This window comes from Jejudonia soesokkakensis (assembly GCF_042664795.1).
Classification (GTDB): Bacteria; Bacteroidota; Bacteroidia; order Flavobacteriales; family Flavobacteriaceae; genus Jejudonia; species Jejudonia soesokkakensis.
On record NZ_JBHTBN010000001.1, the window covers coordinates 514,229 to 530,531 of the forward strand.

The following is a 16,303-nucleotide window of genomic DNA, read 5'->3' on the forward strand; positions in this document are numbered from 1 at the left end:
TTTTATTCTATAATATTATATAACTATAAGGTAGCTTTCTCTGTTTCTGCAGATCTATCTATTTTTTTTACAAGACCTTGTAATACATTACCTGGGCCCACTTCAATAAAATGAGTCGCTCCATCTTTAATCATATTTTGTACACTTTGAGTCCATTTGACAGGAGCCGTTAATTGAAATATTAAATTTTTCTGAATTTCTGCCGGGTCAGTTACTGCAAACGTAGAAACATTTTGATAAATAGGGCAGGCAGGTGCTGTAAATGTAGTACCTTCAATAGCGGCTGCCAATTCCTCTCTGGCGGGTTCCATCAACGGACTGTGAAATGCTCCTCCAACTGGAAGCAACAAGGCCCGTCTCGCTCCTGCTTCCTTTAATGCTTCGCAAGCAGCATTTACTGCTTCAATTTCTCCTGAAATAACCAGCTGTCCAGGACAATTATAATTAGCCGCAACGACTATCCCAGTAGTGTCTGCACAAATCATTTCTACAACATGATCTTCCAGCCCTAACACGGCTGCCATGGTCGAAGGTGCTTCTTCACAAGCTTTTTGCATGGCTAATGCACGCTTATAAACCAATCGTAATCCATCACTAAAAGCTAGTGTCCTATTAGCTACCAACGCCGAAATTTCACCTAAAGAATGTCCTGCTACCATATCCGGTTTGAAGCTATCTCCCATAACTTTAGCCAGGATGGTTGAATGTAAAAAGATAGCTGGCTGCGTAACCTTAGTTTCTTTTAACTCATCTGCAGTGCCTTCAAACATTATTTTTGTAATATCAAAACCCAGCACTTCATTGGCTTGAGAGAATAAATCTTTTGCTTTAGAAGAGGCTTCATATAGATCTTGCCCCATTCCTGTAAATTGTGCCCCTTGTCCGGGGAATACGTATGCTTTCATAGGTTGTATTTTGTCGTGTAAATTTAACATAAAAAATCCCCTTTTTGAAGTTTCAGAAAGAGGAATAATTTTTAGGATAAATTAAAGCTTCAGTTTTCCAGTAGTCCCAATATCTTGTTTTTCTCCTGTAATAGCACCTTTTGCCATTTTGAAGAGGTTCACTAATTTATTACTGCCACTATCCCAATAGGCAGCTTCAGAAGGAATAAATTTAATAACCGAAACATTTGGGTCATCTTTCCCGTCAAACCAGATATTGTCAGTTTTTCCGTAGAGCTCTTCAATCATAGCTTTGTCTTTTGTAATCTCGGCTGTGCCATAGATACTTAGAAATTTCATATCACTTCCACCACTATACATTAATTGCACATTACTATCTTTTTGGATATCTGCATTATGATCGCTGTCTGCACCACTTAGAAACCAAATGTTTCCAAGATCGTCCACTTTTTTGGTGCTCATAGGAACAACACTTAGAGGTTGTTTTTTTAAGTTGGTCGCCATCATGGTAAAATCGACATCGGTAGCGATATCTTTTACTTTTTTAATGGCTTCGCTATTATAAAGGTTTTGTGTACTCATAGTTTTTTTCTTTTAAAGATACCATGAAATATGGGCGATTACGCACAAAGAAATATTAAACTCTTTCGAAAGGAATGTTAATTATAGGGGTTGATAATCTTATTTACGAATCCAAGTTTCGTAGGTAAAGGAGAAGTCGTGTTTCTCATCTTTAGAATGAAAAATACTTTCTGAAAGTTCCCATTCTGAAGTGGGGATTTCCGGAAAAAAAGTATCCGCATCAAAAGTTCCATGAACTCTGGTAAGTTCTATTTTGTCTGAAACTTCTAAAGCCTGTTTGTAAATTTCTCCGCCGCCAATTATAAATGGTTGTGTGTCTGCTGAAGCTTTTATCAAGGCCTCATCTAATGAATGTACTACGACAGCACCTGGTTTTGAATAATTTTTATCACGCGTAATAACTACATGAGTTCTGTTGGGAAGTGGTTTAGGGAAGCTCTCAAAAGTTTTACGCCCCATTATAATGTAATGCCCAGTTGTAAGCTTTTTAAAACGCTTAAAATCATCTGGTAAATGCCAAACGAGATCATTGTTTTTGCCCAATTCATTATTCTCGCCAGCTGCAGCAATCATAGTAATCATACGTCTTCGGGAGGAAGTAGATTGGGGTCTTCCTTTTTTTTTAGGTCGATATTTTCTGTTTTGGTATCGTCAAGTGCTCTAGTTTCTTTTGCAATCTTTACTTCTTTTTCAGTTACTTCTTTAATGGCTTGTTTTTTAAGCTCATCAATTCTCTCTTGTTGTTTCGCTTTTAATTTTTCAAGCTGACGATCTTCCCATTCTTTGCCCATAAATTTATCTATGACAAAGACATTGAATAAGTGAATTAAAAATAGAAATAACCAGATTAAAATGGCCCAGACAAACCAATCTTTAATAAAAAACTCTTGTCCCTTATTAAGAACGCCTCCTAACACAACTAAAAAAACAGAACCAATTAAGAACACTATAAAGTGCCACATAAGGTTCTTTTTCTTTTTTATTCGTTTTCTGGCATATTCGTATTGTTCGCGTTGATCGGCGCCAATTCTTTCAGATTTATTAGCTTTTGAAAACATTGTTGGTTACTTTTAATCTCCTGTAAAAATACACGAATTTCGTTGTAACTCCTACCGCCTTATGGAAGATTTAAGAAAACAATTTCCAGTACTTTCAAAATATACGTACCTTAATACAGCTTCATCAGGGCTATTGTCCAATGATTTAATTCAGTGGCGCCGAGAAGAGGATAAAAAATTACACGAGAATGGAAGTGTTCACAGAGATACACATAAAATACAAATTGAAAGTATTCGCTCCAGTATTGCCCGCTTCTTTACGGCAAAAAATAATGAGGTTGCCTTGGTTCCCAATTTTTCTTTTGGTTTAAACACGTTGATCGAAGGTTTCTCAAGAGGTCAAAAAGTATTGCTTCTTAAAAATGATTATCCGTCAATTAATTGGGTATTTGAACATCGGGATTTTGATGTGTGCTATGCTGCTATAAATGAAAATCTTGAAGAGAATATTGAAGCAGCTATTGCTCGTCATAAACCAGATATACTGGCTTTTAGTCTCGTACAATATCTTACTGGAATTAAAATAAACTTTGATTTTATAAAACAACTCAAAGCATATCATCCCAATCTTATGATCATTGCAGATGGCACGCAGTATTTAGGAACTGAGTCTTTTAGTTTTAGTGAAAGTGGTATTGATATTTTGGGCTGTAGTGCCTATAAATGGATGTTGTCTGGATATGGAAATGGATTCATGATGATCAAAGAGGCGGCACAGCAACCTATTTTTCCGAGTACTATTGGGTTCAATTCAGCAGACGGAATATATAGTAAGCAAAATGATATTCCTTTTGTAAAAAGATTAGAGCCAGGACATCAGGATGTATTGACCTATGGAAGTATTGAACAAAGTATTCAGCTTATGGAGAGGGTTGGAATAGAGGATATTTCAGAAAAAAATAAACAGCTAACTGATTTTGCTGCAGCCCAATTTTCAGAAAAAGGCTTGTTAAAAGATTCTGTACTAAAAAGAAAGGAGCATTCTACCATCTTTAGTATTAAAGGAGATGAAGTGGTCTTTCAGAAATTAAAGAAAAACAATATAATTTGTTCTCAAAGAGGGGATGGCATTCGAATAAGCTTTCATTTTTATAATACGAAGGAAGAGATACAAAAAGTATTGGATTTCGTCTAATTATTCTGTTATTTCAACACCTTTCCAAAAGGCGATATAGCCTTCAATTGGTTTTGCGGCGTGGGAAGTAGTTGGGTAAAACCAAGCCGCATCTTTGTTTAGCTCTCCATTAACGTTTATTGAATAATAGGAAGCATTACCTTTCCATGGACAATGTGTTTGAGTAGCACTTTTGCTGAAAAATTCCTTTTTAATTGAACTAGGTGGAAAATAATGATTGTTCTCAATAACAATGGTATCTTCACTTTCTGCGATTATTTGATGGTTCCAGATTGCTTTCATAATTGAGTTAAGTGAGTATTAAAATTCAGGACAAAAAAAGGATACATTTTTCTATAGTTAATGGGTCACTATTTTTTCTTCAAAATATAATTTTTATAATATTTCTTACTATCTGAAAAAGAAGTTTCAATTTGAAGGCCAGCTTCATTTGCCAACCAGCTTACAATGTCATCATTGTATTTTTGAGAAATTTCTGTATGAATCGTCTCCCAAGGTTTAAAGGTAATATTAAGTTGAAGCGTATCAATAAAAACATTCATGGCTTTTGTAGCGACTAAAAAACTTTTTGCGGTTCCGGTTTCTGGGTCGTACACTTCCCAGTGTTTAAAATGATCAGGTTCAAAATTTCCTCCTAGCTCATTGTTAATTCTAAATAGCAGATTTTTATTGAATGCGGCAGTGACACCTGTATCGTCATTGTATGCGTCTAAGATGGTTTGCGGATTTTTTTTCTGGTCAAATCCTATAAATAACACATCATCTTTATGCATGGTATTTTTTAACTGAGTTAAAAAGTCAATTGCTTTTGGATGGAGTAAGTTTCCAATATTTGACCCTAACACCATAATTACTTTCTTACGAACATTGTATTTTTTAAGTCGTTCTAACACTTCAAAATATTCGCCTGTTTCACCTTCAAAGTTCAATTTGGAAATTTCTTTGGCTAATGTTTCTGAAAGTGAAGAGATCGCATTTTGGCTAATATCAATTGGTTTGTATGTAAAGTTGATGTCCCTTTGAACGAGATACTTGAGTAGTATTTTTGTTTTTTTACCATCTCCAGCTCCTAATTCTATAAGGTCGAACCCTGAATTGGTTCCGTAAAAAAATCTTGAAATCGCTTCTTTATGGTCTGATAGAATTTCGAACTCACAATCAGTTAGATAATATTCTGGAAGTGCCATGATGTCCTGAAAAAGACGATCTCCTTTTTTATCATAAATAAATTTTGAAGAAAGATATTTAGGAAAGCTAGTAAGCCCTTGATATACCTCTTTTTTAAAAGCAGTGTCTAAATTAGGTTTGGTCTCGGTGTGCATGCTCGGATAGGTCGTGATTATTTAGCAAGTCTTACTCCTGTAAACTGCCAGCGCAATTCTGGTTGAAAAAAATTGCGATACGTATGTCTAGTATGTTTAGGTGCAGTGGCGACAGAACCTCCCCGAAGCACTTTTTGATTTACCATAAATTTACCGTTGTATTCGCCAATAGCTCCTGGAGCTTTTGTATACCCTGGATACGGCAGATAGGCACTTTCAGTCCATTCCCAACGATTTCCCCACTTAAAATTAGCTTGAGCAGCTTCCCATTCAAATTCGGTAGGAAGCCGGCAGCCTTTCCATTGTGCAAAAGCAAATGCTTCGTAATATGAAATGTGTGATAAGGGTGCCTCTGGATCTAATTTTTGTAAGCCTTGTAAAGTATATTGATACCACTCACCATCAATCGTATGCCAATACATAGGCCGAGTTATGTTGGATTCTGAAAGCCATTCCCAAGCATCTGCATGCCAAAAATTGAAGTCTTTATAACCACCATCATTTATAAACTCCAGATACTCCTCATTGGTAACTAGGGTGTTCGATATACTGTATTTTTGAAGATACACCTTATGTCTATTTACTTCATTATCATAATGAAACGTATTTTTATCTGAATGGCCTATCTGGTAGATGCCTTCGGCAATTGATATCCATTCCTGATCAATAGTTGTAATTTTATTTTCTGAAAAATCAGTACTATATTTTGGAAGTAAAGGATTATTACCAAGAATATATTTGATGTCTGTAGTTAATAATTCCTGATGTTGTTTCTCATGGTGAATTCCCATAAGCAATAATTCTTCTACTTCTTTAGAAATTTTGCTAGTTAGTAATTCCTTTATTTCATTGGTAACATAATGTCTGTAATCGTAGACTTTGGCAACTCCTGGGCGAGACATATTTCCACGATCGCTTCGAACCACTCTTTTGCCTACAGATTCATAATAACTATTAAAAACAAAGGCAAAGTCTTTATGAAATAATTTGTAATCTTTTTTAAAGTGCTTCAGAATAAATTCTTCATAAAACCATGTAGTATGTCCTAAATGCCATTTGGGTGGGGATACGTCCATTATGGGCTGTACCACGTAATCTTCAATTTCAAGAGGCTTGCAAAGTTTTTCGGTATAACCTCTTGTTTCAGTAAAAAGAGAAAGTAAGGTATCTGTTTGTGTCATAAAAAAGGGAGTCGGTTTTTTGCCGACTCCCTAAAGATAATACTATATGCTGTTTAGCTAAAATATATAGGCGTTAAACAGTTGTTAAACTCAGTTTTTTCGTTTTCTTTTCCTCACGTCTTTTTTTGTTACTCTAAATTTTATAGGTAAATTATACAAAACTCTAACGGGGATACCTTTCTGCATGCCAGGTTTCATTTGAGGTACAGATTTAACGACGCGTTTTGCTTCGTTTTCTAGGTTTTGAGTAGGTCCCTTTGCATCGACACGATCAATATTTCCCTCTTTGTCGACGACAAAAACTACAGAAATTTTATAATCTCCAGCCTCTAAGTTTTCTGTGAAATACAGTTCTGTATTAAAATGAGCAGCAACAAATCGTTGCATGTTTGTACTCATACATGCTTTTCTATCTTTATTATTGTCATATCCTTCACATCCACTATAAATAGGAGGTATTTCGATAACGGTACTAGAATCTTGGGCAAATACTGGAGCCGCAAAAATTAATAAAATAATTAATAAAGATAAGCGCATAGATTATTTGCCAGTTTTAAAGGTAAAAGGCACCGTGTATTGTATCGCTCTAGGTTTCCCACCCATCATGCCTGGCTTTGACATTTTAGGCATGGCCATTATATTTCGTTTTGCTTCCTCTTGTAGTGCTTTTGTACCTCCTGTAGCACTTTTGATTTCAGGAAGTCCTTTTTCATTGATGATAAAATTGACTACCACTTTTCCTTGTACATTCTTCTTGTATTCTTCGGCTGGATATTTAAAGTTTTTTGCGATATGTGTGGCTAATTTTTTCTGAAAACAAGCATCACGCTGAGCAGCACCTCCGTTTTCACACCCTGGCCAGACAGGAGCAATTTCTTTCATGGTTAAGGTATTATTTTTCATCGTTCCCCATTCTTGAGCAACCATTGAAGAACTGGCAATTAAACAAAGTAGGATTAAGATTTTTTTCATTACTGAATGTATTAATATTTAGGGTTACACGGCAACTGCGCCTTTTATATGTGGGTGCGGATTATAATCCACAAGGGTAAAGTCATCAAATTTGAAGCCAAATATATCTTTTATGTCTGAGTTTAGCAACATTTTAGGTAAAGGTCTCGGCTCTCGGGACAATTGAAGTTTAACCTGTTCCATATGATTACTGTAGATGTGAACGTCGCCAAACGTATGGACAAAATCTCCGGCCTCATATCCGCATACCTGAGCCACCATCATGGTAAGTAATGCATAAGAGGCTATGTTAAAGGGAACACCTAAAAAAACATCGGCACTTCGTTGGTACAATTGACAGGATAATTTACCATCTGCAACGTAAAACTGAAAAAATGCATGACAAGGCGGTAATGCTGCTTTTCCATTAGCAACATTCTCGCTAAACGGAACACTTGTGTTTGGCATGACACTAGGGTTCCAAGCGCTAACTAACATTCTTCGACTATCAGGATTGGTTTTAAGTGTCTCGATAATATCTTTGATCTGATCTATTTCTTCATTATTCCAGTTGCGCCATTGATGTCCATACACAGGTCCCAAATCGCCGTTATCATCTGCCCATTCGTTCCAGATACGCACTCCATTTTCTTGAAGGTACTTAATATTAGTATCGCCATTTAAGAACCATAAAAGTTCATAAATAATACTTTTTAAATGTACTTTTTTGGTCGTAACCATTGGGAAACCTTCGCTAAGGTCAAAGCGCATTTGATAGCCAAAACAACTTTTTGTACCTGTACCTGTTCGGTCTTCTTTAAAATTTCCGTTTTCGAGTACATGGTTCAGTAAGTCGTGATATTGTTTCATAGTAATTTCCTGCAAATACAGGAATTTCTTTAAGGGTTCAACAATTATTTAGAGATTTTAAATCTAAAAAAGCTTGTCGAGTTATTAAACTAATATATAATAGATTTATTATAAGTTATTAACGGGAAATTAGCTTACAAGACTATCCAATAAGCATTCCTGCAATGGTAGCAGTTAAAAGGGCTGCAATAGTTCCTCCAATTAAGGCTTTGATTCCAAATTTTGCTAACGTAGTTCGCTGCGAAGGAGCCAAAACGCCAATACCGCCAATTTGAATTCCGATAGAAGCAAAATTAGCAAAACCACACAATGCATAGGTTGCAATTACAATAGATCGGTAATTTATGATGGTTCCTGCTTCTTTCATTCCGCTTAAAGAAGCATAGGCAAAGAACTCGTTTAAGATTGTTTTCTCACCCAACAACTGCCCCACAGCAGTGATGTCCTCAGCCGGGACTCCAATAATCCATGCGATGGGAGCAAATACATTTCCTAAAATATATTGCATAGAAAAACCATCATAACGGCCTTCTGTGGTAGAAGCAATCCAGTCATTTAAACCAGTGGGTGCTCCAATCCAATCTACTGTGATCCAATTGAAAACGGCAATAACTGCTGTAAATACCAATAACATGGCACCTACGTTGACTGCTAGTTTTAATCCTTCAGTCGTTCCCCTAGAGATCGCATCTAATACATTGGTTCCAATTTTGTCTTTACTAATATCTAATTTTTTATCCACCTTTTCGGTTTCAGGATAAAGCATCTTAGCAATAATAATAGCAGCCGGAGCAGACATAATGGATGCTGTTAATAAATGTTTGGCAAAGATGATTTTTTCAGCATCGCTATCACCACCTAAAAAGGCGATGAATGCTGCCAGAACACCACCAGCTATGGTTGCCATACCACCTACCATAAGACACAGCATTTCAGATTTGGTCATACGGTCTAGATAGGGTTTTACAACAAGTGGTGCTTCGGTCTGACCAATAAAAATATTGGCTGCCGCAGCAAGACTTTCAGCTCCAGAAAGCCGCATGGTTTTACTCATTACCCATGCGAACCCTTTTACAAATTTCTGTAGAATTCCGAGGTAATACAATAATGAGGTAAAAGCCGAGAAGAACACTATAGTGGGTAGTACTTTAAAGGCAAAGATGTACCCAAAAGTATTCATGTCTGTTACCAGTCCGCCAAAAAGAAATTCGGCTCCTTTTTCAGAAAAATTTAAAAATGTCACCACCTTATCGCTTATCCAATCGAATATTGTAGCCACAAAGGGCACTTTTAAGACCAATAATGCAAAAATGAGTTGTAATGCGAGACCGCTTCCTACCAGCCTCCAGTTAATTTTTCTTCGGTTGGCACTTAAAAGAAAACAAACCAATAGTAGAAAAAACATGCCTAGCATGCCACGGCCAATACTATTTACACTAATTCCTACGCCTTGATCAGGGTCAAGTTTTAAATTGCTGGCACTGGTATCTTCCAAAGTTTCAGAAATTGTGACATCGGTAACTTCCGTTTGAGAGGGGGCTGTTAATTTGTATGTGATTGTATTTTCTGAAAATATGAGAGTGCTGTCTGTTAATTCTGAAACTCGGAATCTTCGAATGGTGTCTGTGGGCTCACTGAAAAATACAACCAATAAATTATTCTGAAAGATATAATCTCCCGAAGCCTGCAAGCTATCCATCGCAGCTATTGAATAGCTGAAACTTCCTTCTTTTATTGATAGGTCGTCGCTTTCAGAAACAGGAATAACGCTAGCTCCTGAAGCATCTTCAATACTAGAAAAATTCCAATCTCTTTCAATGGTTTGACCAGATGCAATTCCGAAGAACATAAAAAAGGCTAGAAGAGTAATGGAAAGTCGCATGCGTACAATTTAAATTATTTTCTTTTTGAAATTTCGTCGCGTATATGTGCTGCTTTTTCGTAGTCTTCACTTGCGACGGCCTGATCCAGCATTTCATTAAGTTCTCGCTTAGAATAGGTTGTATAATCTTCGGTCTTTGAAGGCGCCGATTCTTTATCACTTCCCAAAAGCAGTTCTTCAATTACAATATCTTCCTTTTTTGAGATATCTTCTTTTTTCTTCTTTTTTGAAGTCTTTAAGTAGATCCCTGCTTTGTCCAAAATAGCTTTATAAGTGAAAATTGGAGCATTAAATCGAAGTGCTAGTGCAATGGCATCACTAGTTCGGGCATCTATAATTTCTTCAATTTCGTCACGCTCGCAAATAATACTCGAATAGAAAACACCATCTACCAATTTATGTATGATTACCTGCTTTACGATAATTCCAAATCTGTCTGAAAAATTTTTAAAAAGGTCGTGGGTAAGTGGGCGAGGAGGTTTTATCTCTTTTTCAAGTGCAATGGCAATGGATTGTGCTTCAAAAGCACCTATTACGATAGGAAGTTTACGTTCCCCTTCTTCTTCGCTCAAAATAAGTGCATAGGCACCATTTTGAGTTTGGCTATAGGATATTCCTTTAATGTTTAATTTTACTAAGCTCATTATCAGCAGCTAGTGAGTGTAATTGATAGTTATAGACTTTCAGAAAAAAACAAAAAGCCATTCAAACAAGGAGTACTTATCTGAATGGCCTCATTTTGGGCACAAATTAACAAAAATTATGCGTTTGCCGCCTTAAAGGCTTTTAATTTTTCATTGAGTTGTGGAACTACTTCGAAAGCGTCACCTACAATTCCGTAATCTGCTGCTTTAAAGAAAGGTGCTTCTGCATCATTATTGATCACAACTTTTACCTTAGACGAGTTAATTCCAGCAAGGTGCTGAATCGCTCCACTAATTCCAATAGCGATATACAAATTTGAAGCAACAGGCTTTCCTGTTTGTCCTACGTGTTCACTGTGAGGTCTCCATCCCATATCACTAACAGGCTTCGAACAGGCTGTTGCTGCTCCAAGAATATCGGCCATTTCTTCAATCATTCCCCAGTTTTCGGGTCCTTTAAGTCCACGGCCACCAGAAACTACGATTTCGGCATCTGCAATGGTAACTTTATCGGTTGCTTTGTCTACGGAAACTACTTCCACAGAAAAATCGTCTGCTGCTAATTCTGGAGTAAACGATTCTGTTGCTCCAGCTGCGCTGTTTTCTTTTAATCCGTACGCATTTTTTGCCAAACCTATGATTTTTACATCGGTTGTAATTTCGGTAGTGGCAAATGCTTTGTTGGTAAATACGCTGTGTGTAACTTTAAATGGAGAAGCACTTACGGGTAGTTCGGTTACGTTTGCAACATAGCCAGCTTCAAGATTTACGGCAACTAAGGGTGCCATAAATTTACTGTTGGCACTGGATGTTAGCACAACCACCTTTGTTTCTTCAGCTTTTGCAGCCTGTGCGATCACATCTGCATAGGCTTCTGCATTAAATTTGTTTAATTTATCATTAGAAACTTCTAATACTTTATCGGCACCGTAAGTTCCCAATTGAGAAGCATCTCCACCATTGATTGAAACTGCTGTTACGCTAGTTCCTAGCATATCTGCGACCCCTTTTGCATAGGAAACTGCTTCGAATGCTATTTTTTTAAATGAACCTTCTTCGGATTCTGTATATACTAATACTGACATAATTTTTCTTTTGTTTGAGATTTATGACTGTTAAATCACTTTCGCTTCGTTGTGTAGTAAGTTGATCAATTCATCAACGCTGTCGACTAATTTTACTGCGCCTTTTGGAGCTGGTTTTTGGAAAGATACGGTTTGTGTTTCGCTAGCTGCATCTACAGGCTCCTTTACAGTTAATGGCTTAGAACGCGCCTGCATAATACCTCTCATATTAGGAATTCGAAGATCGCTTTCTTCTACCAATCCTTTTTGTCCGCCTACCACTAATGGCAAAGAAGTTTTTACTGTTTCTTTTCCACCGTCAATTTCGCGTATTGCAGTAGCATTAGTGCCTTCAACTTCAAGGCTGATACAGGTATTTACAAAATTTGCTCCGGTTAGTTTCGCTAGCATGCCAGGAACCATTCCTCCATTATAATCAATCGATTCACGACCTCCAATAACAAGATCATATTCTCCGTCTTTAACAACGGTTGCCAATTGTTTTGCTACTGAAAATCCGTCGGTAGCAGCAGTGTTAACTCTAATAGCTTCATCTGCACCGATTGCTAGGGCTTTTCTCAATGTTGGTTCTGTTTCTGGACCTCCTACATTGGCAACATGTACCGTAGCACCTTGTTTCTCTTTAAACCACATAGCTCTTGTTAGGCCAAATTCGTCATTCGGGTTGATTACAAACTGCACACCGTTGGTGTCAAATTTTGTATCACCTTCGGTAAAATTAATTTTTGAAGTAGTGTCAGGGACGTGACTTATACACACTAATATTTTCATAATCATGCCCGCGAAGGCGGGTATATCTTTTAATTAAACATCTATTTTAAATATAACAGCCATAAAATTTACTTCGTATTTTCAGTAAAATGAGATTCCTCACGATGTTCGGAATGACAGCAATCTAAATGATTGTAATTAGCTGTTTAAAACGGATGTCAAAGATACCAAATTTTATTCAGAAATACTATGCGTGCATAGTAAATTTTTGACAAATCTTTCAGAAAAACTATTTAATACACCTACAAATAATACTATTTTTGTTTTTTAGTTTATTTGATAGGTACAATATGAAAACACTACAATTTAGAGAAGCGATTTGTGAGGCAATGAGTGAGGAGATGCGCAAAGATGAAAGCATCTACTTAATGGGAGAAGAAGTTGCAGAGTACAATGGAGCCTATAAGGCAAGTAAAGGAATGTTGGATGAGTTTGGAGCAAAACGTGTGATTGACACCCCGATTTCTGAACTTGGTTTCTCAGGAGTTGCCGTAGGTTCAACAATGACAGGCAATCGTCCCATTGTAGAATTCATGACTTTCAATTTTTCATTGGTTGGGATTGATCAAATCATTAATAACGCTGCTAAGATTCGTCAGATGAGTGGCGGACAATTAAAATGTCCTATCGTGTTTAGAGGACCCACGGGCTCTGCTGGTCAACTTGCTGCAACACATTCTCAAGCTTTTGAAAGCTGGTTTGCAAACACTCCAGGTCTTAAAGTTGTAGTGCCAAGTAATCCTGCAGATGCAAAAGGATTGCTTAAAAGTGCGATACGGGATGATGATCCGGTCATTTTCATGGAGAGCGAGCAGATGTATGGAGATAAAGGGGAAGTGCCAGAAGGAGAATACTTAATTCCGTTAGGCGTTGCTGATATTAAACGAAAAGGAACAGATGTAACGATTGTTTCCTTCGGAAAAATCATTAAAGAAGCTTATAAAGCTGCAGAGGATTTAGCTAAAGACGGAATAGAATGTGAAATTATCGACTTACGAACCGTACGTCCAATGGATCACAAAACTATTTTAGACTCTGTTAAGAAAACCAACCGACTTGTCATACTTGAGGAGGCATGGCCTTTTGGAAATGTAGCTACCGAAATAACCTATCAAGTGCAAAGTCAGGCATTTGACTATCTTGATGCGCCTATTATAAAAATAAATACCGCAGACACACCTGCACCCTATTCACCTGTCCTTTTAAAAGAATGGTTGCCCAACAGTGAGGATGTTGTAAAGGCAGTTAAAAAGGTGCTATATAAAGAGTAAACCTGTTTTCAATAAAATTTATTTAAACTTTTAGCAAATCTTTAGGGAACATCCCTAAAGATTTGTTCTTTATTTGCGGTATTGTTTTTGGAGCGTTCCGCCTTATATTACTTATGAAAAATTTTCTATTTTCTTTCTTTTTGCTATTTAGCGCCATTGTTTTCTCTCAGACAAAGGTGAGTGGTGTGGTTAAAGATGCTTCAGGTGTTTCGGTTGCCTATGCCAACGTCATATTTAAGGATTCAAACGAAGGAACCATAACCAATGAAGAAGGTCGTTTTTACTTAGAAAGCGACGTTTCGTACGATACAGTAGTTTTTTCTTTTATAGGATTTGGTAGTAAAGAAGTTGCTTTAAATAAAAGAGCAACGTACGAGATGGAAATTATTCTAGAAGAAGAAACAGGCACGCTCGATGAAGTTGTGATTTATACGGGGAAAATTTCAAAAAAAAATAATCCAGCACTCGATATACTCGAAAAAATATGGCGCAACCGAAGAGATAATGGTGTTAAGAAGTTTGATCAGTATAAATATGATAAGTACGAAAAACTTGAATTTGATTTAAATACAATTGATAGTGCTCTAATAAAAAGTAGCGTTTTTAAAGGAATGGAGTTTATTTTTGAGCAGACCGATACTTCAAAGGTCACTGGAAATACGTATCTGCCAATTTTTATTAATGAGGCTTATTCAAAAGTATATGGAGACAATATTATTAATGAAGAAAAGGAGGTGTTAGAAGGAAATAAAAATTCTGGATTTGATAATAACAATACTCTAATTGCTTTTATTAAGGATCTTTATAACGATTATGATGTATACGATAACTACTTAAAGTTTTTTGATAAGGCTTTTACGAGTCCGCTTTCAAGAACAGGGAAAGATGTTTATAATTATGTTTTATTAGATAGTGCATACCGAGGAAACAAATGGTGTTATAATATCATTTATTATCCAAGACGTAAAAATGAACTGACTTTTAAAGGTGATTTTTGGGTAAATGACAGTACCTGGGCAATTACCGAAATTAATATGCAAGCGACCAAAAGTGCCAATGTAAACTGGGTTCGCGAAATTTATATTGAACAGGAATTTGATGTATTAAACGACTCAACTTTTCTTATAAAAAAGGATTATTTTTTAAGTGACTTTAGTTTCAGAAAAAAAGAAGGTGCGCGAGGTGTCTATGGAAAGAGAACAACCTTATACGACAACTTTGAATTTGATAAGCCAAAGGAAAAATCATTTTACAGCAAACAAGTAGACCCCTACGATTATGCAGTATACAATCGTTCTGATGATTTCTGGAAAGAACGTCGCATGGAAGAGCTTAGTAAAGATGAGGTAGGAGTTTATAAGATGTTGGATACGTTAAAGACGGTTCCCCGATTTAAAACTTTATATAATGTAGGTTCTGTGTTAGCAACAGGCTATTACGAAGCAGGTAATTTTGATATTGGTCCAGTATTCTCTGTCTTTGGCTTTAATGAAGCCGAAGGACTGCGAATTCGTCTGGGAGGTCGTACCTATTTTAGTCAGAATGACCCGTGGAGAGTTGAAGCTTTTGGAGCTTATGGATTTAGAGATGAACGCTTTAAGTATGGTGTTTCGGCAAAATGGCTTCTAGATAGAAACTCTAGGCTAATTATATTTGGTGGCAATCGTAAAGATGTAGAACAAACGGGAGCCAGTCTTACAAATAGTACTGATGTGTTGGGTAGAAGTCTTGCTTCATCATCACTTATTACTGTGGGTGCCAACGATAGGCTAAGTAGAATCAATCTAACAACCGCTGGCTTTGAATTTGAGCCTTCCAAAAATTTTATAACGCGACTTACGGGATCGTATAGGACCTTAGAGTCGGCAACCGACACTTTTAGTATTGATTACTTCGATGAGAATGGAGAAATCCAGAGCACTATTTCTCAGCCCGAAATTACATTAGGATTAAACTATACACCAAATAGAAAAACATCAGGGTATGGTGTGGAGCGTACGGTGATTAACGGCGGAAACTTCCCTACATTTTATTTGGGATATACCTATGGCCTCAAAGATATGCTCGGTGGAGATTTTGAGTATTCAAAAGTTCAGGCGTTGTATACGCAACCCTGGAATATTGGAGGTTTTGGTAGAATGTACACTACTGTTGAGGTAGGTAAAATATTTGACCCAGTACCCTTAAGTTTGTTAAGTCCAATTCCTGGAAATCAAACACTTTTTAGTATTTATAATAGTTTCTCACAACTTGATTTCTACGAATTTGTTAGTGATACCTATGCATCTTTCCATATGCAGCATGATTTTGGCGGAAGGATCTTTTCACGGGTTCCCTTACTTCGGAAACTTAATTTGAGAGAAGTAATTGGTTTTAGAGCTGTTTATGGTCAAATAAGTGATGAAAATATTGCCTTAAATGCATCAAATATAGTCTATCGTGCTCCCGAAGATATTTACTATGAGTATAGCGTAGGGATAGGAAACATCTTTAAGATTTTCCGACTTGATTTTAACTTCAGAGGAAACTATTTAAATGAGGCTGAAAACCCAGATGCCAGAAAATTTGGAGTTACTGGTGTTTTCGGGTTTGAGTTTTAAGGGAAACCTATGGTTACTAAATAAAAAGATTTTTTTCTTCGGAATC

Annotated in this window: 17 protein-coding genes; 3 read left to right on the forward strand and 14 right to left on the reverse strand. The window is 36.7% G+C overall.

The annotated features are described in order from the left end of the window. Positions 1-23: 23 nt before the first annotated feature. The 4 genes from fabD to ACFQO1_RS02380 form a co-directional block, all read right to left on the reverse strand. On the reverse strand, positions 24-905 hold the full coding sequence (gene fabD, locus ACFQO1_RS02365) for an ACP S-malonyltransferase (protein ID WP_380216334.1): 882 nt from the start codon (positions 903-905) through the stop codon (positions 24-26). An 81-nt stretch (positions 906-986) separates the two neighbouring features. Beyond that, positions 987-1,487 (reverse strand): pyridoxamine 5'-phosphate oxidase family protein, encoded by a 501-nt coding sequence (locus ACFQO1_RS02370; protein ID WP_380216336.1) that lies wholly within the window; start codon positions 1,485-1,487, stop codon positions 987-989. A 99-nt stretch (positions 1,488-1,586) separates the two neighbouring features. Further along, on the reverse strand, positions 1,587-2,069 hold the full coding sequence (locus ACFQO1_RS02375) for a dihydrofolate reductase (RefSeq protein WP_380216338.1): 483 nt from the start codon (positions 2,067-2,069) through the stop codon (positions 1,587-1,589). Next, positions 2,066-2,545 carry a 2TM domain-containing protein gene (locus ACFQO1_RS02380; protein ID WP_380216340.1) on the reverse strand — a complete coding sequence of 160 codons (480 nt, stop codon included), beginning with the start codon at positions 2,543-2,545 and terminating at the stop codon, positions 2,066-2,068. Before ACFQO1_RS02380 ends, ACFQO1_RS02375 begins: the two co-directional genes overlap by 4 nt. A gap of 61 nt (positions 2,546-2,606) precedes the next feature. Between ACFQO1_RS02380 and ACFQO1_RS02385 the strand changes: the two genes are divergently transcribed. Next, a complete protein-coding gene (locus ACFQO1_RS02385; protein ID WP_380216342.1) occupies positions 2,607-3,680 on the forward strand; it encodes an aminotransferase class V-fold PLP-dependent enzyme in 1,074 nt (357 codons plus the stop codon). On the opposite strand, the gene ACFQO1_RS02390 is transcribed toward ACFQO1_RS02385, so the two are convergent. The 10 genes from ACFQO1_RS02390 to ACFQO1_RS02435 form a co-directional block, all read right to left on the reverse strand. Beyond that, positions 3,681-3,962: a DUF427 domain-containing protein gene (locus tag ACFQO1_RS02390; RefSeq protein WP_380216344.1), complete on the reverse strand. Its 282-nt coding sequence runs from the start codon at positions 3,960-3,962 to the stop codon at positions 3,681-3,683. 68 nt (positions 3,963-4,030) lie between these two features. Next, a complete protein-coding gene (locus ACFQO1_RS02395) occupies positions 4,031-5,002 on the reverse strand; it encodes an L-histidine N(alpha)-methyltransferase (RefSeq protein WP_380216346.1) in 972 nt (323 codons plus the stop codon). A gap of 17 nt (positions 5,003-5,019) precedes the next feature. Further along, positions 5,020-6,183, reverse strand: a complete 1,164-nt coding sequence (egtB, locus tag ACFQO1_RS02400; protein WP_380216348.1) for an ergothioneine biosynthesis protein EgtB — start codon at positions 6,181-6,183, stop codon at positions 5,020-5,022. A 90-nt stretch (positions 6,184-6,273) separates the two neighbouring features. After that, a complete protein-coding gene (locus tag ACFQO1_RS02405; protein ID WP_380216350.1) occupies positions 6,274-6,720 on the reverse strand; it encodes an energy transducer TonB in 447 nt (148 codons plus the stop codon). A 3-nt stretch (positions 6,721-6,723) separates the two neighbouring features. Beyond that, positions 6,724-7,155: a TonB family protein gene (locus ACFQO1_RS02410; RefSeq protein ID WP_380216352.1), complete on the reverse strand. Its 432-nt coding sequence runs from the start codon at positions 7,153-7,155 to the stop codon at positions 6,724-6,726. A gap of 24 nt (positions 7,156-7,179) precedes the next feature. Continuing rightward, the gene (locus ACFQO1_RS02415) at positions 7,180-8,004 is read right to left on the reverse strand and encodes a thymidylate synthase (protein WP_380216354.1); all 825 of its coding nucleotides are present in this window, start codon (positions 8,002-8,004) and stop codon (positions 7,180-7,182) included. A gap of 142 nt (positions 8,005-8,146) precedes the next feature. Next, positions 8,147-9,886 carry a NupC/NupG family nucleoside CNT transporter gene (locus tag ACFQO1_RS02420; protein WP_380216356.1) on the reverse strand — a complete coding sequence of 580 codons (1,740 nt, stop codon included), beginning with the start codon at positions 9,884-9,886 and terminating at the stop codon, positions 8,147-8,149. A 14-nt stretch (positions 9,887-9,900) separates the two neighbouring features. Beyond that, positions 9,901-10,530, reverse strand: coding sequence for a bifunctional nuclease domain-containing protein (locus ACFQO1_RS02425; RefSeq protein WP_380216358.1), 630 nt, complete (start codon positions 10,528-10,530; stop codon positions 9,901-9,903). Between the two features lie 116 nt (positions 10,531-10,646). Further along, complete coding sequence (locus tag ACFQO1_RS02430) at positions 10,647-11,615, reverse strand: electron transfer flavoprotein subunit alpha/FixB family protein (RefSeq protein WP_380216360.1); 969 nt, start codon at positions 11,613-11,615, stop codon at positions 10,647-10,649. 30 nt (positions 11,616-11,645) lie between these two features. Further along, on the reverse strand, positions 11,646-12,386 hold the full coding sequence (locus tag ACFQO1_RS02435; RefSeq protein WP_380216362.1) for an electron transfer flavoprotein subunit beta/FixA family protein: 741 nt from the start codon (positions 12,384-12,386) through the stop codon (positions 11,646-11,648). A gap of 290 nt (positions 12,387-12,676) precedes the next feature. Between ACFQO1_RS02435 and ACFQO1_RS02440 the strand changes: the two genes are divergently transcribed. Then, on the forward strand, positions 12,677-13,657 hold the full coding sequence (locus ACFQO1_RS02440) for a pyruvate dehydrogenase complex E1 component subunit beta (protein ID WP_380216364.1): 981 nt from the start codon (positions 12,677-12,679) through the stop codon (positions 13,655-13,657). A 113-nt stretch (positions 13,658-13,770) separates the two neighbouring features. Continuing rightward, positions 13,771-16,257, forward strand: a complete 2,487-nt coding sequence (locus tag ACFQO1_RS02445) for a DUF5686 family protein (protein WP_380216366.1) — start codon at positions 13,771-13,773, stop codon at positions 16,255-16,257. The last annotated feature ends 46 nt before the right edge of the window (positions 16,258-16,303 follow it).